This window comes from Arthrobacter sp. SPT-J7 (assembly GCF_059089965.1).
Map to the genome: position 1 here is coordinate 1 of NZ_JBNHFF010000036.1, position 20,159 is coordinate 20,159.

General features: G+C 64.8%; 19 protein-coding genes. 13 read left to right on the forward strand and 6 right to left on the reverse strand.

Annotated elements, in window-relative coordinates; all coding sequences use genetic code 11:
- The 3 genes from AC5RWX_RS20530 to holA form a co-directional block, all read left to right on the forward strand.
- On the forward strand, positions 1-514 hold a 514-nt coding region (locus AC5RWX_RS20530), incomplete at its 5' end, for a helix-hairpin-helix domain-containing protein (RefSeq protein ID WP_494098160.1).
- A 267-nt stretch (positions 515-781) separates the two neighbouring features.
- Positions 782-2,608, forward strand: a complete 1,827-nt coding sequence (locus tag AC5RWX_RS20535) for a ComEC/Rec2 family competence protein (protein WP_494098161.1) — start codon at positions 782-784, stop codon at positions 2,606-2,608.
- The gene (gene holA, locus AC5RWX_RS20540; protein WP_494098162.1) at positions 2,608-3,624 is read left to right on the forward strand and encodes a DNA polymerase III subunit delta; all 1,017 of its coding nucleotides are present in this window, start codon (positions 2,608-2,610) and stop codon (positions 3,622-3,624) included. The genes AC5RWX_RS20535 and holA overlap by 1 nt, the downstream gene beginning before the upstream one ends.
- A 131-nt stretch (positions 3,625-3,755) precedes the next feature.
- Here holA and rpsT read toward each other — a convergent pair whose 3' ends face one another.
- Together rpsT and AC5RWX_RS20550 are read right to left on the reverse strand one after the other, a co-directional pair.
- Positions 3,756-4,016, reverse strand: a complete 261-nt coding sequence (gene rpsT / locus AC5RWX_RS20545) for a 30S ribosomal protein S20 (RefSeq protein WP_011692086.1) — start codon at positions 4,014-4,016, stop codon at positions 3,756-3,758.
- A 169-nt stretch (positions 4,017-4,185) separates the two neighbouring features.
- Complete coding sequence (locus AC5RWX_RS20550) at positions 4,186-4,722, reverse strand: type II toxin-antitoxin system PemK/MazF family toxin (protein ID WP_494098163.1); 537 nt, start codon at positions 4,720-4,722, stop codon at positions 4,186-4,188.
- 173 nt (positions 4,723-4,895) lie between these two features.
- Here AC5RWX_RS20550 and lepA point away from each other — a divergent pair, with 173 nt between their 5' ends.
- Together lepA and hemW are read left to right on the forward strand one after the other, a co-directional pair.
- Positions 4,896-6,749: a translation elongation factor 4 gene (lepA, locus tag AC5RWX_RS20555; protein WP_256249668.1), complete on the forward strand. Its 1,854-nt coding sequence runs from the start codon at positions 4,896-4,898 to the stop codon at positions 6,747-6,749.
- 36 nt (positions 6,750-6,785) lie between these two features.
- A complete protein-coding gene (gene hemW / locus AC5RWX_RS20560) occupies positions 6,786-8,015 on the forward strand; it encodes a radical SAM family heme chaperone HemW (protein WP_494098164.1) in 1,230 nt (409 codons plus the stop codon).
- 109 nt (positions 8,016-8,124) lie between these two features.
- Here the strand turns inward: hemW and AC5RWX_RS20565 are convergent, their stop codons facing one another.
- The 3 genes from AC5RWX_RS20565 to AC5RWX_RS20575 form a co-directional block, all read right to left on the reverse strand.
- Entirely contained in the window at positions 8,125-8,637 is a 513-nt protein-coding gene (locus tag AC5RWX_RS20565; protein ID WP_494098165.1) for a 2'-5' RNA ligase family protein, read from the reverse strand.
- A gap of 53 nt (positions 8,638-8,690) precedes the next feature.
- On the reverse strand, positions 8,691-9,110 hold the full coding sequence (locus tag AC5RWX_RS20570; RefSeq protein ID WP_458781981.1) for a DUF4870 domain-containing protein: 420 nt from the start codon (positions 9,108-9,110) through the stop codon (positions 8,691-8,693).
- 153 nt (positions 9,111-9,263) lie between these two features.
- Positions 9,264-10,118: a DUF3097 domain-containing protein gene (locus AC5RWX_RS20575; RefSeq protein ID WP_494098166.1), complete on the reverse strand. Its 855-nt coding sequence runs from the start codon at positions 10,116-10,118 to the stop codon at positions 9,264-9,266.
- A gap of 176 nt (positions 10,119-10,294) precedes the next feature.
- Between AC5RWX_RS20575 and hrcA the strand changes: the two genes are divergently transcribed.
- The 3 genes from hrcA to AC5RWX_RS20590 all read left to right on the forward strand — a co-directional run bounded on the left by hrcA (position 10,295) and on the right by AC5RWX_RS20590 (position 13,303).
- Positions 10,295-11,308 carry a heat-inducible transcriptional repressor HrcA gene (gene hrcA, locus AC5RWX_RS20580; RefSeq protein WP_494098167.1) on the forward strand — a complete coding sequence of 338 codons (1,014 nt, stop codon included), beginning with the start codon at positions 10,295-10,297 and terminating at the stop codon, positions 11,306-11,308.
- Positions 11,309-11,387: 79 nt separating this feature from the next.
- Complete coding sequence (gene dnaJ, locus AC5RWX_RS20585) at positions 11,388-12,515, forward strand: molecular chaperone DnaJ (protein WP_458781984.1); 1,128 nt, start codon at positions 11,388-11,390, stop codon at positions 12,513-12,515.
- 2 nt (positions 12,516-12,517) lie between these two features.
- A complete protein-coding gene (locus AC5RWX_RS20590; RefSeq protein WP_494098168.1) occupies positions 12,518-13,303 on the forward strand; it encodes a 16S rRNA (uracil(1498)-N(3))-methyltransferase in 786 nt (261 codons plus the stop codon).
- Positions 13,304-13,318: 15 nt separating this feature from the next.
- On the opposite strand, the gene AC5RWX_RS20595 is transcribed toward AC5RWX_RS20590, so the two are convergent.
- Positions 13,319-14,278 carry a GerMN domain-containing protein gene (locus AC5RWX_RS20595; RefSeq protein WP_494098169.1) on the reverse strand — a complete coding sequence of 320 codons (960 nt, stop codon included), beginning with the start codon at positions 14,276-14,278 and terminating at the stop codon, positions 13,319-13,321.
- Positions 14,279-14,636: 358 nt separating this feature from the next.
- On the opposite strand from AC5RWX_RS20595, the gene AC5RWX_RS20600 reads away from it, so the two are divergent.
- The 5 genes from AC5RWX_RS20600 to AC5RWX_RS20620 all read left to right on the forward strand — a co-directional run bounded on the left by AC5RWX_RS20600 (position 14,637) and on the right by AC5RWX_RS20620 (position 20,136).
- Positions 14,637-15,725 carry a PhoH family protein gene (locus AC5RWX_RS20600; protein WP_494098170.1) on the forward strand — a complete coding sequence of 363 codons (1,089 nt, stop codon included), beginning with the start codon at positions 14,637-14,639 and terminating at the stop codon, positions 15,723-15,725.
- A complete protein-coding gene (ybeY, locus tag AC5RWX_RS20605) occupies positions 15,722-16,195 on the forward strand; it encodes an rRNA maturation RNase YbeY (RefSeq protein WP_494098171.1) in 474 nt (157 codons plus the stop codon). The genes AC5RWX_RS20600 and ybeY overlap by 4 nt, the downstream gene beginning before the upstream one ends.
- Complete coding sequence (locus AC5RWX_RS20610; RefSeq protein ID WP_494098172.1) at positions 16,192-17,523, forward strand: hemolysin family protein; 1,332 nt, start codon at positions 16,192-16,194, stop codon at positions 17,521-17,523. Before ybeY ends, AC5RWX_RS20610 begins: the two co-directional genes overlap by 4 nt.
- The gene (gene era / locus AC5RWX_RS20615) at positions 17,507-18,466 is read left to right on the forward strand and encodes a GTPase Era (protein ID WP_494098173.1); all 960 of its coding nucleotides are present in this window, start codon (positions 17,507-17,509) and stop codon (positions 18,464-18,466) included. The genes AC5RWX_RS20610 and era overlap by 17 nt, the downstream gene beginning before the upstream one ends.
- A 215-nt stretch (positions 18,467-18,681) precedes the next feature.
- Positions 18,682-20,136, forward strand: a complete 1,455-nt coding sequence (locus AC5RWX_RS20620; protein WP_494098174.1) for an LCP family protein — start codon at positions 18,682-18,684, stop codon at positions 20,134-20,136.
- Positions 20,137-20,159: the final 23 nt, after the last annotated feature.

Genomic DNA, 20,159 nt, shown 5'->3' on the forward strand with positions numbered 1-20,159 from the left:
GATCGGACTCCGGGCTGGCCCGGAGTCCGATCCCCAGGAAAGCGCCCCTGCAGGGACAGTTGTGGTTCACGTTGCCGGTTCAGTGCTTCGCCCCGGAGTGGTCGAACTGCCCCGTGGCAGCCGGGTGCACGAGGCCATTGACGCCGCGGGAGGGGCCGCGCCCGGCGCGGACCTGAACCGCCTCAACCTCGCCCTGGCCGTTGCGGACGGGCAGAAGATCCACGTCCCGCAGCAGGGCGAAGCGCTGCCAGCCGGCCCCGAGGATCCAGGAGCGCCGGCTGCCGGTGACCCGCCGGAGGGGAATACCGGGGGACCGGCAGGATCGAAGATCAACCTGAACACTGCCGGGGTGGAGGAACTGGATGGATTGCCGAAGGTGGGGCCGGTGCTGGCTCAGCGGATCGTGGACTGGCGCAAGGAGCATGGCCCGTTCAAGGCCGTCGAGGACCTCGACGCCATTGACGGTGTCGGTCCGAAGATGCTTGAAGCACTGCTGCCGCTGGTGACCATATGAGTCGTGAGCAACACATCGTAAGGGCGACTGCCCTCAGGCAGCGCCATGGATAATTGGGCATCGGGAACAGGGGCGAGCCCCTGGAGCCGCTATGTGGAGTCGGCGGTCCGCGCGCATGCGACCGGCCGGCACGAGGCGTCGCATGCAGGAACAGCGGACCGGCCGAGGCCGGCGGCTGGGACCAGCACCCCTGATGACGCCGGGGATGGCGCCGCGCCTGAACCGCGAAGGAGATTGTTGCGTCCAGCGCATGGGCACGGGGGGAGCTTGCAAAAGTTCTTTGCAGCGCAGTCGGCGCGGTTCACGGACGGCGGCAGGCAAGCCCGGGAGGCGGACATCACCAACGGTTGCGGAACCCCTCGCCGGCGCACGGATGTCCGGTTGGCGCTGCCGGCGGCACTCGTCTGGGCTGCCTCCACTGCCGGTCTCTGGCTGCCACCGTTGGCGTTGGCGGGCGTCTGCTGCGCAATGCTCGTCCTCGCGGCGCTGCTGCTGCACCGCAGTTTCACAGCTCGTAGCTTGCAACCGGCCCTGCGAGGAAAGGAAAAACCGGCCCGGCGCAGTTTCCTCACCACCACGGCGGTTGCCCTCCTCCTGGCGGGGACAGCGGCTGCACACTCGGCGGTTGCCGCCACACAGCGCCACGACGGTCCCCTCGCGGCCGCCGTCTCCTCCGGGAAGTCGGTGGCGGCCGTCCTTGAAGTGGCAGGAGCCCCACGTGCCCTGACTGCACCCAACCAGGCTGGTCCGCCGGTGCGCTGGTCCGTGCCGGCCTGGACCCGGGACGTCAGTACCGGCGGTGTGGTGCTCCGGACGCGGGCGCGGCTGGTGGTGATGGGTGGTGGCGGCTGGGGCGCCGTGGTGCCCGGCCAGATGGTCCGCGCCATGGGAAAGCTGCGCCCCGCTGATCAGGGGAAGGAGGAAGCGGGCATCCTCACAGCGTCCTCCGGGCCAGGGCAGCCGGTAGCTGCCCCTCCCATTCTGCAGGGAGCCGCAAAGGAGCTGCGGGAGCGTTTTGTTGCTGCCGCGTCCTTCCTCGCCCCGGATCCCCGCGGCCTGCTGCCCGGAATGGTTACCGGGGACACCAGCGCCTTGGTCGAGGGCCTGAACTCCGCCATGAAAAGCGTTGGCATGACTCACCTGACGGCCGTCAGCGGGGCGAACTGCAGCCTGGTTCTGGGCGGGCTGCTGCTGTTGTGCAGGAGACTCCGCCTACCGCGGTTGCCCGCAGCGGCGCTTGCCGTGGCGGGCCTTGCCCTGTTCGTACTGCTCGTCGGACCCGATGCGAGCGTGCTGCGCGCGGCCCTGATGGGAGCCGTGGCGGTTGCCGCCCTGGCTGCCGGCCGGTCCGGGCGAGGTTTGAGCTTCCTGTGCCTCGCCGTGATTGGACTCCTGCTGATGGATCCGGGGCTGGGATCAAGTTTCGGGTTCCTTCTGTCCGTCCTGGCGACATTGGGGATCATCGTCCTGGGTCAGCGCATCATGGCATGGACCCCTGCGTTCGTCCCGCGGTGGGCAGCGGCCGCTGTGGCCGTTCCCTTGTCCGCGCAGTTGCTCTGCGGACCGGTGATTGTTGTGCTGCAGCCCCAGTTTTCCACCTACTCCTTGCTGGCCAACGTCATAGCGTCCCCACTGGTGGCACCTGTAACCCTGCTGGGAACGGCTGCCGTGCCCCTGGTGGTCCTGGCCCCGTGGGCTGCAACCGTCCTGATTGCGGTGGCCGGTACGTTCAGCGCCGGTGTGGCGGCGACGGCCCGGTTCACCTCGCAGCTTCCCGGCGCAGCGTTACCCTGGCCCGAGGGTGTGCACGGGTTGCTGACCATGGTGTTCCTGTCCGTGCTGACGTTCCTGACCGTGTGGGCCGCGGTCCGCCCGCGCCGGCTTGTCCGGGTTGTGATGGCCTGGCACAGGCGCACCGTTTCCCTGATTGAGGTGCTGGAGCGGTACTCCGCTGGAAGGCTGCAGGGCTACGGCCGTAAGCCGCGGCGCATACCTGCCCGTCGCGTGCTGCCGAAGCGTGGCCCGGGCTTGGACCGGGCCCCAGGACATGGCAGGCTTGGATACTCCACAAAATTTTCCGGAAGGAAGCCCTGATGGCCGCTGCGCAGAAACGTGCAACCCGTTCCCCGGCGTCGAACGGCCCCACGTGGCGCGACGTAACCCCGGCAGCAGTGGTCCTGGTCGCCGGGCCTGAAGAGTACCTCGGCATCAGGGCCATTGACCGCGTGCGCGCCCAGGTACGGGCAGCTGCCCCGGACGTTGAAGTCAGCCGTATCAACGCCGCAGCCTATGAAGCCGGAACCCTGCTCATGCAGGTCAGCCCGTCCCTGTTCGGCGAGAGCAAGCTCATCGAAGTCGAGGCCGTCGAATCGATGAATGATGCTTTCCTGGCCGACGCGCTTGGCTACCTCGGCCACCCGGAGTCGGACGCCGTCCTGGTGCTGCGCCATGGCGGGGGAGTCCGGGGCAAGAAGCTGCTGGACGCGATCAAGAAGGGCGGCTGGCCGGTAGTGGACTGCCAGCCCCTCAAAAAGGACGCGGACAAGGTGGCCTTTGTCACAGCAGAGTTCAAAGGGGCAGGGCGAAGGATTGAACAGGACGCCGTGCAGGCACTGGTTAACGCTGTCGGGGCAAACCTTTCGGAACTGGCGGCAGCATGCAGCCAGTTGATCGCGGACGCCGGCACGACGGTAACCACCGACATCGTGGACCGCTACTACGGCGGGCGCATCGAGGCCACTGCCTTCAAGGTGGCCGACGCTGCCATGGCAGGAAACGGGCCGCTTGCGCTCTCCACCCTCCGCCATGCCCTTGCGACGGGAGCAGATCCGGTCCCGCTGGTCGCCGCGCTGGCGGCAAAGCTGCGGACCGTGGCGCGCGTTGCCGGCGCTTCGGGTTCTTCGGCGCAGATAGCCGCCGACCTGGGAATGCAGCCATGGCTGGTCGAGCAGGCCCAGCGGGACGTCCGGCGCTGGACGCCGGAAGGCCTGGTCCGCTCCATCCAGGCCACCGCCGAAGCTGATGCCCAGGTCAAAGGTCTTTCCCGCGATCCCGTCTACGCGGTTGAACATGCAGTCACGGTGATTGCCATGTCCGTCCAAGGCAGGTAAACCAGCAGCACGACACACCAAGCGCCGGGAAAAACCGGTGTAGTTAGTCAAAGGAATGCAGGTAGTTAAAGATGTGTGGCCGGTACCAACAGGTACCGGCCACAACCATCAGTTCGAACGAACTGGAAACCTTACAGTGCGTTGACCTTCTTAGAGATCGCCGACTTGCGGTTTGCTGCGTTGTTCTTGTGCAGAACACCCTTGCTGACAGCCTTGTCCAGCTTGCGGCTGGCAGCAACCAGGGCAGCAGCAGCTGCATCCTTGTCCGTGGACTCAACGGCGGTGTTGACGGCGCGGATGGCCGTCTTCAGCTCGGACTTGACTGCATTGTTGCGCAGGCGTGCCTTCTCGTTGGTGAGGATGCGCTTCTTCTGGGACTTGATATTCGCCACGTGTGAACTCTCTTTTTAATGCGGAAATGGTCTAGAGGGCTTTCAGATTGGCCATTGACTGAGCGGCGTGGGGATACCTATGGCGGCCAACCATCAGTGGCCGTCGACCTGCACGGACACACAGCTATAAAGAGTAGCAGGTCAGGCGCAGGACTGGCCATTTGCGAACCTAGCTCCAGCCGTGTCGCCGGCGGAGCCCTGCGGCCACCTTGTCAAAGCGGGCACGCTCCAGCACGGCACCTTCCCGCCTGATGCTGTCCGGCCGGAGCTGGACAATGCGGTCCAGTCTGGCTTCGCTGGTCCTGCCCTGGCGGTCCCAGCCGCCGGTGCCGATGTCCACATATCCTGCTGATGCTCCCGAATCAGGGACCCGGTCTTTGCTGGTGAGCATCAGCCCCAGGAGGTATCCGCCGCTGCGGCCCACCAGCAGCACCGGCCGGTCTTTGCCGCGTGTGTGGTCCTCCTCGTAAGGGACCCAGGCCCACACCACCTCACCAGGATCCGGGTCGCCGTCCCGCTGTGGCGCGTAGCGGATGGTGAACCGGCCTTCAAAGTCGCCGGGGTAATGATCATTGCGTGGACTCGAGGGGGAGGGTGCGCCGCGAGCTGGACCTGCCTTGCCGGCCGGGGCGCCGCGGCCCGCCTTCTGCAGTGCGCGAAGGCCGGCTCTGACGGCGCCTGCCAGGGAGCGGAGGTTGATAGCCATCGTGCAACCCTAACCCTGGCGCGCGTCACAGGCACGGGACGTCAAGTGCCCGTAATGCAGTGCCACACGCCCGGACGTGGGACACTTGAAGTTCCAGATGTGCGGAGTGTCCGCAGGGTGCCCTCTGTGCGCCCTGGCGGTGGCCGCGTGAATGCCAACAGTAAGGACCCTGCGTGTCTCCCATGGCCCGCACCGCCCCGGTGCCCGCCGCGACAGATCCGGCAATTATTCGGAACTTCTGCATCATCGCGCACATTGACCACGGCAAGTCCACCCTCGCCGACCGTATGCTGCAGTTCACCGGTGTCGTTCAGTCCCGCGACATGAAGGCCCAATACCTGGATCGTATGGACATCGAGCGTGAGCGCGGCATTACCATCAAGTCCCAGGCTGTCCGCATGCCGTGGGAACTCGACGGGACGAGTTACGCGCTGAACATGATCGACACTCCGGGCCACGTGGACTTCACCTATGAGGTCTCCCGCTCGCTGGCGGCCTGCGAAGGAGCGATACTCCTGGTTGACGCAGCGCAGGGCATTGAGGCCCAGACCCTCGCCAACCTGTACCTGGCGATGGAAAACAACCTCACCATCATCCCGGTCTTGAACAAGATCGACCTCCCGGCGGCCCAGCCCGAGAAGTACGCGGCGGAACTGGCAAGCCTGATCGGCGGGGACCCGGAGGATGTACTCCGTGTCTCGGGAAAGACCGGAATGGGTGTTGAAGCGCTGCTGGACAAGATTGTTCGCGATCTTCCGGCCCCGGAAGGCGATGCAAACGCCCCCGCCCGTGCCATGATCTTTGACTCCGTCTACGACACTTACCGCGGCGTGGTGACTTACGTTCGCGTGGTGGACGGCATGCTGCACCCCCGTGAACGCATCCAGATGATGTCTACCCGGGCCACCCACGAACTCCTCGAGATCGGGGTGAGCTCCCCGGAGCCCACCCCCTCCAAGGGATTGGGCGTTGGCGAAGTGGGCTATCTCATCACCGGCGTAAAGGATGTCCGCCTGTCCAAGGTGGGCGACACGGTGACCAACCTCGCTAAGCCGGCCGCCGACTCGCTCCCCGGCTACGCCGATGCCAAGCCGATGGTCTTTTCTGGCCTGTATCCCTTGGACGGCACGGACTACCCGGTGCTCCGCGATGCACTGGAGAAGCTGATGCTCAACGATGCCGCATTGGTCTATGAGCCGGAAACCTCCGCTGCGCTGGGTTTCGGCTTCCGCGTTGGCTTCCTGGGTTTGCTCCACCTCGAAATCACCCGCGAGCGGCTGGAACGCGAATACAACCTTGACCTGATCTCCACGGCGCCCAACGTGGAATACGAGGTGACGCTGGAGGACAAGAAAGTGGTCCACGTAACCAACCCCAGCGAATACCCTTCCGGCAAGATCTCCGAGGTCCGCGAGCCGATGGTGTCCGCCACCATCCTGGCTCCTAACGAGTTCGTTGGCGCCATCATGGAACTGTGCCAGAGCCGGCGTGGTGTTATGGGCGGCATGGACTACCTGTCCGAGGACAGGGTGGAAATCCGCTACCGCCTGCCGCTGGCAGAAATCGTGTTCGACTTCTTCGACATCCTCAAGTCAAAGACCCGTGGCTACGGTTCCCTGGACTGGAAGGCAGACGGCGACCAGGTGGCCGATCTCGTGAAGGTGGACATCATGCTCCAGGGTGAGCAGGTGGATGCGTTCTCCGCCATCACGCACCGGGACAAGGCCTACGCTTACGGCGTCATGATGACCACCAAGCTGCGCGAGCTCATTCCCCGCCAGCAGTTCGAGGTGCCCATCCAGGCCGCTATCGGCTCCCGGATCATTGCCCGCGAAAGCATCCGTGCCATCCGCAAGGACGTGCTGGCAAAGTGCTACGGCGGTGACATCTCGCGTAAGCGCAAACTGCTGGAAAAGCAGAAGGAAGGCAAGAAGCGCATGAAGATGGTGGGCCGGGTCGAGGTCCCCCAGGAAGCGTTCATCGCCGCCCTCACCACAGACGAGTCCAAGGACAAGGCCAAGAAGTAGTGGACACTGCGTCCGGCAACACCGGAGGCCCCTGCAATGCCTAGCACCCTTCCCCTCGGCGACCCGGCGCCGTCGAACGGTCTGCTGCCCGCCCAGGCAGTGGACGGTTCGGCGGACCGGGCGTTTGGCCTGTATGTCCACATCCCGTTCTGTGCGGTGCGCTGCGGCTACTGTGATTTCAACACCTACACTGCCACGGAGCTCGGCGGCGGCGCCTCGCAGGATGCTTATGCCGGCACGGCAGCGTCAGAGGTGTCCGTGGCGGCCAAGGTCCTCACGGAATCCGGCCTCCCCCCGCGCAGGCTGAGCACCGTGTTTTTCGGCGGGGGCACACCCACCCTGCTTCCCGCGGACGATCTTGCCCTGATTCTCCGGCGCGCCATCAACCAGTGGGGCATCGAAGACGGTGCTGAAGTCACCACGGAGGCGAACCCCGATTCGGTCACGCCCGAATCCCTCGCTGTCCTGAAGGACGCTGGGTTCACTCGGATCTCCTTCGGCATGCAGTCCGCCGTTCCGCATGTGCTCAAGGTACTTGACCGCACGCATACGCCCAGCCGCGTACCGCAGGTGGTGCAATGGGCACGCGAGGCCGGTCTCGCGGTCAGCCTGGACCTGATCTACGGGACGCCCGGGGAGTCCCTCGCTGACTGGCGGTACTCGCTGGAGACGGCCTTGTCCTACGAGCCTGACCATATCAGCGCCTACGCGCTGATCGTTGAGGACGGTACAAAGCTCGCTGCACAGATCCGCCGCGGGGAGGTCCCCGGAATCGACGACGACGACCACGCCGACAAGTATGAACTCGCCGATCAGCTGATCACCGAAGCAGGCCTTGGTTGGTACGAGGTCAGCAACTGGGCCCGCACTCCGGAGCAGGCCTGCCGCCACAACCTCGCCTACTGGCGCGGCGATGACTGGTGGGGAATCGGGCCCGGCGCACATTCACATGTGGGCGGGGTCCGCTGGTGGAACGTCAAACACCCCGCCGCCTATGCTGGCCGTTTGGCACAGGGCCTTTCGCCGGCTGCCGGCAGGGAGACGCTGGACCTGGAAACCCGGAACGTGGAGCGGGTGATGCTCGAAGCGCGCCTGCAGTCCGGTCTTAAGGTGGCTTCCCTTGGAGCTGACGGCCGGCGCGAAGTCGCAGGCCTGATTGCTGACGGCCTGGTGGAGCCGGCCGAAGCCTTCCGGGGACGGCTGGTCCTCACCCTCAAAGGCCGGCTGCTGGCGGATGCGGTGGTCCGCCGCGTACTCCCGGCCTGATTATCCGCCCCCACGGGGTTGAGCCGCTCGCAAAAAGGCGCCGAAACTACGACCGGAAGCGTCGCTACAGGGAAGTACGGGGCGCCCTGACTCCAGACAGCACGAACGCTTAGGCCTCCGGCGGGCCGCCGAGGGTTGTGGTGGTCCGGGTGGGGCTGTCCCAGAGGCGGGCTGCGGTGCATTCTCCTTCCGTCCGCACGTCCAGGGCCGCCATGGCAGTTCCCAGCAGGTGACCCGGAATCCGGCGCGCCAGCGTGACATGCGGTGTCCACGCATCCGGAAGGGTATTGGCGAATGCCCCCGCGCACTGCTGGTGCAGCCGTGCGTGCAGTTGCAGCAGTCCCGCCGCCGGTACCACCAGGCGTGCCAGCACGCAGCTGCCGGACCCGGCCGGAAAGACCACCAGACCGGAAAACCGGACGACCATCGGCAGCCCGCCCCACAAATCCTGTACATCGGCCCCTAAAGCCAGGGTATTGCCTGCGGCGAGGGTGATGTGTGGCCTGTTGCTTGGGGAGGTATGCGTGGCCAGGCTCGGCAGGCCCGCTTCAAGGAGGCGGGCCCAATCCATCCTGATCAAAGAATCGGTGGATTCCCCGAAGGTCAACTCGACGCTGCGCATGCACCCATCATGCAGTACTCTCCCGTCCGGTCCAGGGGCGGACGATGCCTGCGCTACTTGATCCAGCGCAGGTTGTACGGGTAACGGTGCGGCTGGCCCTTGTTGACGTGAATCCCGGCGGCAACCGAGAAGCAGGTAAGGGCGATCCAGATCAGTGTTGCAATGACCGCAAAGATGTTGCCGACCACCGGCACAAAAACCAGGATGTTGGCCACCACTGCGGCGATGGTGGGCGGCAGGCTGAAGTTCAGCGCCTCCTTGGACTCCTGGGCGGTAAACGGCCCCCGGTCACGGAAGATCAGGTAGATCAGCAGCGAAGGAACGCAACCCAGGATGCCGCCAAAGTGGGCAAGGGTGGCCCACTGCCGGTCTTCACTGGCCGTCAGGGGCAGTGCATTGGCTGGCACGCCGTGGTACTCCGAACGGCCCTGGCCGCCCTGGCTGTCCCTGTGCTCACGTGCGTTTTCTGCCACAGTCTGTTCCTTCGAAAGTGCAATGGTGCTGACTAAGAATGCCATGTCTACTGCCGGTGCTGCGATCCGCAGTTGCCGCTGTACCAAGAATACTGGGTGCAGCGGTGATGCCAGTCCGCCACCCGGCCAGCACCGGGCAGGCGGGCCGGTGGTTCAGGGGACCGTGAGGAAATCGATGACTTCCTCCACCCTTCCCAGCAGCGACGCTTCCAGGTCCGCGTAACTGCGGACGGCGCCCAACAGCTTCTGCCATCCCAGGCCGATGTCCTCCTTGGTTTCGTGGGGCCACCCGAAGGCTGCGAGGATGCCCGTTTTCCAATCCTGCCCGCGCGGCACTACCGGCCACTCCTCGATACCCAGGACGGCCGGGCGGATGGCCTGCCACACGTCAACATAGGGGTGCCCCACGATCAGCACGTTCCCTGCGGCTCCGGGAGAGGCCATCACGGCGTCGGCAATGCGCGATTCTTTCGAATCAGGTACCAGGTGGTCCACGAGGACCCCCAGTCGCCTGCCCGGCCCCGGCCTGAAACCAGCCACGGCTGCCGCAAGGTCATCAATGCCGTGCAGGGGTTCGACGACGATGCCTTCCACCCGGAGGTCATCTCCCCACACCTTCTCCACGAGTTCGGCGTCGTGCTTGCCCTCCACCCAGATGCGGCTCGCCTTGGCAACCTGGGCCCTCTGGCCGGCGACGCGGACAGAACCAGACGCCGTCCTGCCGGCGGCTGCACCCGCCCCGGCAGCCGGCCGTGGAGCAGGTGGCATCAGGCGGATCGCCTGCCCCTCAAGGAGGAACCCGAAGCCCAACCGGAACGAGCGTGACTTGCCGCGGCGGTCCTCAAGGGCCACCACATGCATTCCTCCCGATTTTTCCACCCGGGTCACTGCGCCGACCCAGCCGGATTGCACATCTTCCAGCACCATGCCCTGCTCCACGGGCACTTCGGGCAATTGAGCCTTGGCGGGGGCGGAAAGGTCCTGGGCTCCCCAGTTCTGGTAATGCATCAAAATTACTCCGCCTCGCGCTAGATCACGGCCGGGAATTTCGCCCGGAGCGGTACCAATGCTAACAACGGGGTGAGTCATATTAGACTGTTAGCACTTGGGCATGTCGAGTGCTAACCGCTCAGCGATACGATGCGGGCGGAACGGCCGCCCTGAACCCTGGATGGAGGTGGAGTGTGAGCGAGCCACGCAAACTGGAAGTACTGCGGGCCATCGTGGAGGACTACGTCCACTCCCGCGAGCCCGTCGGGTCCAAGGCCCTGGTGGAGCGGCACCATCTTGGTGTCTCCAGCGCCACCATTCGCAATGACATGGCCGCGCTCGAGGACGAAGGGCTGATCACCGCGCCCCACACCAGCGCAGGCCGCATCCCCACTGACAAGGGCTACCGGCTCTTCGTCGACCAGATTTCCGCGGTGAAGCCCTTGTCCCAGGCTGAGCGGCGGGCCATCCAGTCCCTGCTTGAAGGTTCGGATGACCTCGACGACGTCCTGGAACGTACCGTCCGGCTATTGTCCCAGCTGACAAACCAGGTGGCGGTTGTCCAGTATCCGCACCTCAACCGCGCACTGATCCGCCACATCGAATTCGTTCTCCTGGCACCGCGGAAGGTGTTGGTGGTGCTGATCGCCAACAGCGGCAAGGTGGAACAACGCGTCATCGACGTCGGGCAGGACCTGGGGGATGAAGCCCTCGCTGGATTGCGCGCCAGGTTCCTCGGGTCCCTCGCCGGGACTCCGCTGGCCCAGCTGGGACAGTCCCTGCCCGCAGTAGTGTCCGGCGTTGCCCATGGACAGCGGCAGGCAGCCCAGGCGCTGGCGCACGGGCTGGAAGGCCTGGCCCACAGCAGCCGCGAAGACCGTATGGTGATGGCCGGCACGGCCAACCTGGCCCGTTCCAACGTTGACTTCCCGCTCAGCATCGGGCCGGTGCTGGAGGCGCTGGAGGAACAGGTGGTGATGCTGCGCCTGCTAAGCGAGATGGCACACGACCACCGCGGAGTAGCCGTTAGCATCGGCCGCGAAAACCCCTACGACGGCCTGGCGGAAGCATCCGTCGTGGCCACGGGCTATGGCCCGGACAGTGTCGCCAAAATTGGCGTGCTGGGTCCCACCAGAATGGACTATCCCACCACCATGGCCGCCGTCAGGGCTGTGGCCCGTTACCTGTCACGGATTCTGGGGCCCTGACCGCAAAACGGCGCCCAAAAGCGCACAGCAGTGTATGCAGTATGACTGCAGGCAGAACAACAAGGAAGAGATACGAACTTTGAGCAGCCACTACGAAGTCCTTGGAGTCTCACCGGATGCCACCGGAGAAGAGATCAAGAAGGCCTACCGCAAGCTGGCCCGGACCCTTCACCCGGACGTCAATCCCGGTGAGGATGTTGCGGACCGCTTCAAGGCAGTGACCCACGCCTACGAAGTTCTCTCGGATCCCCAGAAGCGGCGGGTCTACGACACCACCGGCAACGAGAACGGCACCGACAACGGGTTCGGCGGTGGAGCCTACGCCGGCCAGGGCTTCGCTTTCCAGGACATCTTCGATACCTTCTTTGGCGCCGGCGGCACCACTGGCCCCGCATCACGGGTCAGGCGCGGACAGGACGCGCTCATCAGTGTCCGGATCGAACTCCGCGACGCGGTGTTCGGGGTCAACAAGAAGCTCGAAGTAGACACGGCAGTGGTCTGCCCCACCTGTGAAGGTTCGTGCTGCCGGCCCGGAACCCATCCGGAACGCTGCGACATCTGCGGTGGCAGCGGCCAGGTCCAGAGGGCAGTTCGTTCCATCCTCGGCCAAGTCATGACGGCGGCTCCGTGCGGCACCTGCGAAGGCTTCGGAACCGTCATCAAGGACCCCTGCAACGAATGCAGCGGGCAGGGGCGCATCCGCAGCCGCCGTTCCCTGACCATCAAGGTTCCCGCCGGCGTTGCCACCGGCACGCGCATCCAGCTGTCCGGCCAGGGTGAGGCCGGTCCCGCGGGCGGCCCCGCAGGCGACCTCTACGTGGAAATCCGCGTCAACAACGACGCCACCTACGTCCGCGAGGGCGACGACCTCCACGCCACCCTGAACATCCCCATGACGGCAGCTGCCCTCGGAACCGACGTGACCCTCGAAACCTTCGACGGGCCGCAGGACATCGATGTGAAGGCCGGCACGCAGTCCGGAGAGATCATCACCCTGCGCGGCCTCGGTGTCACACACCTGCGTGGTTACGGCCGCGGTGACCTGAAGGTTCATCTCCAGGTCGAGACGCCTGCAAAGCTCGATGCCGCGCAGGAGGACCTGCTGCGCCAGCTCGCCAAGCTTCGCGGCGAACAAATCACGGACGGCAAGCTTGCTGCCAGCGGCGGCATGTTCGCCAAGCTCCGGGACCGGCTCGGTAACCTGTAGCAGTGAGCAACCCCGTCTTTTTCGCTGCGGCCGGGTCCCTGGACCGGATGGTGCCGGAAGGGATTTTCGTCCTGGAGGGACCGGAGGCGCGGCATGCGGTCACGGTCAAGCGGCTCGCTCCCGGCGAGGCCGTGGATATTGTCGACGGCGCCGGTACCCGCATGATCGGCAAGGTCGCTGCCGCTTCCTCCACCAGGCTCGAAGTGGAATGCACGTCCGTCGCTATTGAGGAGCGTCCGCACACGAGGCTGGTGCTGGTCCAGGCCCTGGCCAAAGGAGACCGGGATGAGCTGGCCATCGAGACGGCCACCGAGCTGGGCATCGATGCTGTGATTCCGTGGCAGTCGGAGCGGTCAATCGTGCGCTGGAAAGGTGACCGGGCAGCCAAAGCCCACGCAAAATGGCAATCCGTCGTTACTGCCGCCGCCAAACAGGCCCGCCGTGCCTGGATCCCTGAAGTGCGTGCCGCCGTCGACACCGCCGGCCTCGCCTCTGCAGTGCCGGCGGCCGACCTTGCCGTAATCCTGCACGAGAACGCCGTGCGGCCCCTCCGGTCAGTCCTGGAATCCTGGCTCCCGACCGAGTCTGCTGACGAAGGGGTGCGGGAAGTGCTTCTGATCGTCGGTCCGGAGGGAGGGATCAGCCAGCGTGAAGTGACAAGGCTGTGCGGCCAGGGTGCCGTAACCGCCCTGTTGGGGCACCACGTACTGCGCTCTTCAACAGCCGGTCCTGCCGCCGTCGTTCTTGCCAGCGACGTCCTGGGCCGCTGGGCGGCACCGGCTGTCTGAGCTGCTCGGCGGGGGCTAACGGACCTTGAAGCTCCGCGTGTCCTCTGTGCCGTCCACTTGGCCGTCCGAGTTGGAGGTTTGGGCCACCCGAAGTTCGAACTCACCCTCGGGCAGGGTCAGGGCCAAGGTGAATACCCCGGCCTGTGCGGGATCTGCAGCCGCCGTTGTTTCTCCGGCGAGGAAGGGGGTCTTGTTGCCGTTGTCCCCGGACCGCAGGATTTGCCAGCGGAGCTTCCCACCGGGCAGGGTGCTTCGTCCGGTGATCTTGACGCTGCCGTCGGCCACTTCCACGTCTTCCTGCGGGTCGATGATCCATACCGGGGCCACCAGCCCGACTGTACGGGCCATGAGGGACCCCAGCTGCACGTGATTGAACGCGACGTAGTCGGTGTGTCCGTCCACCAGGATCCTGACGCGGATCTGCTGGCCGGTGTCAATCAGTCCTGAGCTTGCAGCCGCGGCGGTAGCCGTATAGACAAGCTGCTGGATAGCATGGGTGGCCATGTCGGCGTCAAGATTGCTGTTGAAGGCGTCCTCTGACACATCTACCGTGATGACGTCCTTGCCCGAAATCGAGGTGGCCAACTGCTTGGGGTTCTGCCATGGCGTAAAGAAGTCAGGATCCAGGGGTTTCTCGGACATCATGGCGCGCAGCGCCCGCGTGACGGGATTCTCCTCCTCCGGGACGTCCCGGAATTCCCGGTAAAGGAAGACATCGCTGTTGCTGCGCCCGATCCAGTAGACGGGCGCTTTGTTGGAGGACTGGGTGGTCTCCAGGGGAGCACTTGTGGACGGGGCACCGGACGTGGTTCCGGGGGCGGCGGGACTGGAAGAGAGTACGCCGGTGGGGGACGGTCCCGGTTCGGCGATGCAGCCTGCCAGGACAGGGACCGCGAGCAGGAGACCGGCAAGGACCGCTGAACGGGCGCCGCTAAGGGCTCCTCGGGCCCGGCGGGGCGCTGCGGTTTCCGGCAACTTGATTGCCCTGTCCTTTCCTGGTCGGGTAGGCCGATCCCCGGTCGGCTTCGCTGCTCCAGCAGCAGGCTGGATTTCCAGCATTGCACAGCCCCGGGGAGCAGAAGCGCCGGGATGCGCTGAGCAGTCCAACTGCAACTGGAACGATATGAGGCCGATATGAAGTTGATACCTAATGAAGGGAATAGCGTCTTCGGCCGAGCCGGACAGGTACCGGCGGCCCATTGCAGTATGGGGCCTGGTGTGCCTGCTGGCGTAGGATGGTGGTACCGCTGGAAGCAACGGCACCAGCCGCCGCAGATCAGCCAACAGCTATTGTTTCGACATCGAGGGGATCACAGGCCTGCGGGCCAGCACCATGACTGAATCAGCTAACGGAAAGCGCAGGCTCGTGACAGGCGAGGGCGCAGCGGGGGAGTTTCCCCATTCACTCCCCGGCGTTCGGACCGAAGTGGTCCTTTTCGACAACTCGGACCAGATGGTTCAATCGCTGGGCAGCCATGATGAAGCGTTGCGGTTCATCGAGGAACAGTTCCCCGACGTGAATTTCCACGTTCGCGGCAATGAGCTTTCCATCAGCGGCCCTGCGACTGATGTGCCAAGGATCATGCGGCTCCTGCATGAGGTCCGGGGGCTCGTGGCCCGCGGCACGGTCATCAGTCCGGCTGTATTGCAGCAGCTTGTGGCGCTCCTCCGCTCGCAGTCGATGCAAAATCCCGTGGATGTGCTGACCCATGACATCCTCTCCAGCCGTGGCAAGACCATCCGTCCCAAAACCCTGAACCAGAAAAACTACGTTGATGCCATCGACGCCAACACGGTGATCTTTGGAATTGGGCCCGCCGGCACCGGCAAGACGTACCTGGCCATGGCCAAAGCGGTGCAGGCCCTGCAGCAAAAAGAGGTCAGCCGGATCATCCTGACCCGCCCCGCCGTCGAGGCGGGGGAGCGGCTTGGTTTCCTTCCAGGCACCCTGAGTGACAAAATCGACCCCTACCTCCGTCCGCTGTACGATGCCCTGCACGACATGATGGACCCGGAGTCCATTCCGCGGCTGATGGCGGCGGGGACCATCGAGGTGGCGCCGCTGGCCTATATGCGCGGCCGCACGCTCAACGACGCGTTCATCATCCTGGACGAGGCACAGAACACCACGCCCGAGCAGATGAAGATGTTCCTCACCAGGCTTGGCTTCGGATCAAAAATGGTGGTAACGGGCGATGTCACCCAGGTGGACCTGCCCTTCGGCACCCGGTCTGGGCTGCGGATCGTGGAAGAAATCCTCCAGGGTATCGATGGCGTGAACTTCTCCGTCCTGGATGCAGCAGACGTCGTGCGGCACCGCCTGGTGGGCGATATCGTCAATGCCTACAGCATCTGGGACGACACCCAGCGCAGCCGGGTCAAGCATTCGGCAAGCCGGGAAAAGCGGGGGGAACACGCGTGAGCATCGAGGTGAACAACGAGTCCGGCGTCCAGGTGGACGAATCCGAACTCGTTGCCCTGTCCAGGTACATCTTTGAGCAGCTGTACATTCATCCGCAGGCCGAACTGTCCATCCTCCTGGTGGACGAGCCTGCGATGGAGAAGCTTCACATTGAACTGATGGACGAGCCAGGCTCCACCGACGTGCTGTCCGTGCCCATGGACGAGCTGACCCCGGGCACGCCTGACCGGCCGACGCCCCAGGGCATGCTGGGGGACATTGCGGTGTGCCCGCAGGTTGCCACCGTCCAGGCCCGGAGCGCCGGCCATTCGCTGCAGGACGAGATGCTGCTGTTGACCACGCACGGTATCCTGCACCTGCTGGGCTACGACCACGCCGAGCCTGAGGAGAAGACCGAGATGTTCAGCCTTCAGCGCGAGCTCCTGTCCGGCTTCACCGGCAAAGAAGCGCCCGTCGAGACCACCCAGTGACCCCTCTGCTCCTCGTCGCGATGGCCCTGGCTTTCCTGGTCTTCGCGGCAGTACTGACCGCGGCCGAGGCCGCCTTCAACTTTCTTCCTCGGCACGACGCCGAGGAGGCACTCGTCAAGAGCCGCGGCACGGCCATGCGCCGGATTCTGGCAGAGCCCGTTGCGCACATCCGGGCGCTGCGGTTCTGGCGCATCTGGTTTGAGATGGCCTCAGCGGTTGCCGTCGCCGTCCTGCTGTACAGCCTGCTCGACAACATCTGGCTGGCGGGGCTTGCCGCAACGGGCATTATGGCCCTCCTGGGATTCGTCATCGTAGGGGTCTCCCCCCGCCAGCTCGGACGGCTCCACTCAGCCGCCGTCGTGCGCTTCACGGCGCCGATGATCCGGTTCCTCACCTGGGTGCTGGGACCTATCCCGGGATGGCTCGTGGCCCTGGGGAGTGCTGCTGCCCCCGGCGCGCCGGGCGGCGATGAGGCGTTTTTCAGCGAGCAGGAGTTCCGTGAGCTGGTGGAACGCGCCAGCGAGTCAGACATGATCGAGGACACCGAGGCTGAAATGATCCAGTCGGTCTTCGATTTCGGCGATACCCTGGTCCGTGCCGTTATGGTGCCGCGGACAGACATCCTCAGCATCGAAGCGGGCTCCAGCCTCCGCCGTGCCATGTCACTCTTCCTGCGCTCCGGGTATTCAAGGATCCCGGTGATTGGCGAAGACACGGACCATATTCTGGGCATCATCTACCTCAAGGATGTTGCCGCCGTCCTGCATGAGCTGGCACCCGACGAGGAGCCGCCCCAGGTGGATTCGCTGGTCCGGGAGGTCCGGTACGTGCCCGAGTCGAAGCAGGTCAGTGACCTGCTGCGCGAGTTGCAAAAGGAATCCACGCATGTGGCCATCGTGATCGACGAATACGGCGGTACCGCCGGACTCGTCACCCTTGAGGACCTCATCGAGGAGATCGTGGGCGAAATCGTCGACGAATACGATACCGAAAGCGCCGAGGCCGTCGAACTGGGCGACGGCTCGTACCGCGTGAGTGCCCGGATGAGCATCGACGACCTCGGCGAGCTTTTTGACATCGAGCTCGACGACGACGAAGTGGACACAGTGGGAGGCCTGCTCGCCAAGGCGCTGGGCCGTGTGCCCATCGTCGGCAGCAGCGTCGAAGTTGATGGTGTGTCACTGCGCGCCGAAAGGCTTGAAGGCCGCCGGAACCGGGTCAGCCACATTATTGCGGCGCAGGTTCCAAAAGAAGACACTGACCTTGAAGACCTCCTCCAGGAGGCGGAAGCAACCCAGCAGGGAGTTCCACGTGAGCAAGAAAAATAAGGCCGCAAGCGACGAAGATTTCGGCGGCTTCCGCGCAGGATTTTCAGTCCTGGTGGGCCGCCCCAACGCGGGTAAGTCCACTCTGACAAATGCGCTGGTGGGCAAGAAGGTCGCCATTACCTCCGCCAAGCCGCAGACCACCCGACACACCATCCGCGGCATCGTCCACCGCGAGGATGCGCAGCTGATCCTCGTGGACACGCCAGGTTTGCACCGTCCCCGTACCCTCCTGGGAAAGCGCCTGAACGACCTCGTGGCGGACACCCTCGCCGAGGTGGATGCGATCGGGTTCTGCCTGCCCGCGAACGAAAAGATCGGACCCGGCGACAAGTACATTGCTGCCCAGCTCGCAGCTGTTGGCCGCCAGCCCGTGATTGCCATTGTCACCAAAGCGGACCTCGTGGACCGGCAGGCGCTGACTGAGCAGCTCCTTGCCGTCGCCGCGCTCGGGCGGGAAGTGTTGGGCGAGGAAGGCTGGAAGGACATTGTTCCGGTATCCGCCAGCGACGGCTTCCAGGTGGAAACCGTCGCCGACGTCCTCATCAGCCACATGCCGCCGTCGCCCCCGCTGTACCCGGACGGTGAGCTGACCGACGAGCCTGAAGCCGTGATGGTCGCAGAGCTGATCCGGGAAGCGGCACTGGAAGGCGTCCGCGACGAACTGCCGCACTCCCTCGCGGTGGTTGTTGAAGAAATTGTGCCCCGCGAGGACCGTCCGGATGACAACCCCCTGCTGGACGTGCGCGTGAACCTCTACGTCGAACGCCCGTCCCAGAAGGCCATCATCATCGGCAAGGGCGGCAGCCGGCTGCGCGAAGTGGGCACCAACGCACGGAAGGGAATCGAGGCGCTCCTGGGGACGCGTGTCTACCTCGACCTGCACGTGAAGGTGGCCAAGGATTGGCAGCGGGACCCAAAACAGCTCGTAAAGCTGGGCTTCTGACGCTTTAATACGTGCGGCCGCGGGGCCCACCGGCAATTTCCCAGCCTGGACCACTAAAATGGACCGGATTCAGAATCTAGAGGAAGGTCCATCACGTGGGGCGAGGCCGCGACAAGCGCGAAAACGGAGCTGACGTGTCAGCAGGGGGACCAGTGTCGCGGCACGCGGATGACGGCACCGTTGGAGCCGCCCGTCACCTTGGTCCCGTGCGAGGGATGCCGCTGTGGCTCAAAATCACCACAGGCGTGCTGTCGGTGGCCCTGGTCGGTGCTCTCGCATTTGCAGGATTCTGGTTCCTCCGCCTGCAGAACAATATTTCCAAGGCCCCGCTGAACGCCGGGGGCGGAAATAACGAATCGGTCAGCGACGCGACCGGGCGGATGCAGATCCTGATTCTGGGCTCGGATACCCGCGAGGGCAAAAACGCCGAGTACGGCTCCGCTGACGATTCACGAGGCTACGGCAAGTCCGACGTCATGATGCTGATGGACATCTCCGCGGACAACAAGCGGGTCAGCGTCATCAGTTTTCCGCGCGACCTGCTGGTTGACATTCCCGAATGCACGGACGACGAAACGAAGCAGACTTTTCCCGCGCGTAGCGGTGTGATGATCAACGAAGCCATGAACGAGGCCGGCATTGGTTGCGCCGTGGACACGGTCAACCGGCTGACCGGCCTGGAAGTCGATCACTTCATGATGGCGGATTTCAACGCGGTGAAGGAACTGTCCAACGCAGTGGGCGGCGTGGACGTATGTATCAGCGACGCCGTCTTTGACCCGGACTCCCGGCTCCGGCTCCCGAAAGGCACCTCCGCGGTTCAAGGTGAAATGGCCCTCGCCTTCCTGCGCACCCGCCACGCATTTGCGGACGGAGGCGACCTTGGCCGTATAAAGGCCCAACAGGGGTTCCTGTCCTCGCTCACGCGGAAGATCAAGGATGAAGGCACACTGAGCGATCCTGGCAAGATGCTGAAGATTGCGGACGTGGTCACCCAGAACCTGACTGTCGATGAGGGCCTGGCTTCCGTTCCCAGCCTGCTGACCATCGGCAACCGGCTCAAGGACATCGACATCAGCAAAGTCGCGTTCGTGGCCGTTCCTACCACGCCCGCCCTGCTGGATCCGAACAGGCTGCAGATCGCTGAACCCGGTGGCTCGCAGTTGTTCGCGGCGCTGCGGCAGGATATTGACCTGACCGACCCCACAGCGCCGCCCACGCCTGCGCCCACGGAGACCACTGCTCCACCCACTACGGCGCCAAGTGAAACGGCTCCTCCCGCGCCGGCCTATGACAAGGCGCTCCAGCCGGTCACCGTAGCCAACGGCACCGGCGTGCCAGGACGCGCGCAGGAAATAGTGCAGGCACTGATCGGCGGCGGGTTCACCCAGGCCGGTCAATTCGAGGCAACCGCCGTGGAACAGTCCGTTGTCTACTACGGCACGGGTTACGCGGACGTGGCTGCTGACGTTGCGGAGCTGTTGGGAGTCCCTGCGGCGCAGGTGCTGCCGGCTCCAGCAGTGTCCGGAGTCCAGGTCTACCTCGGCACCGATTTCACGTCGGGTACCACGTACGGGGCGGAGGCTGCTTTGCCTGAGGACATCGTCAACCAGACGGCCGGGGACACCCTCTGCCAGCAGGCGAACCCCATGCTCATCGTCGAGGGTTAGGCCAGGTCCGGGCAGGGCCGACG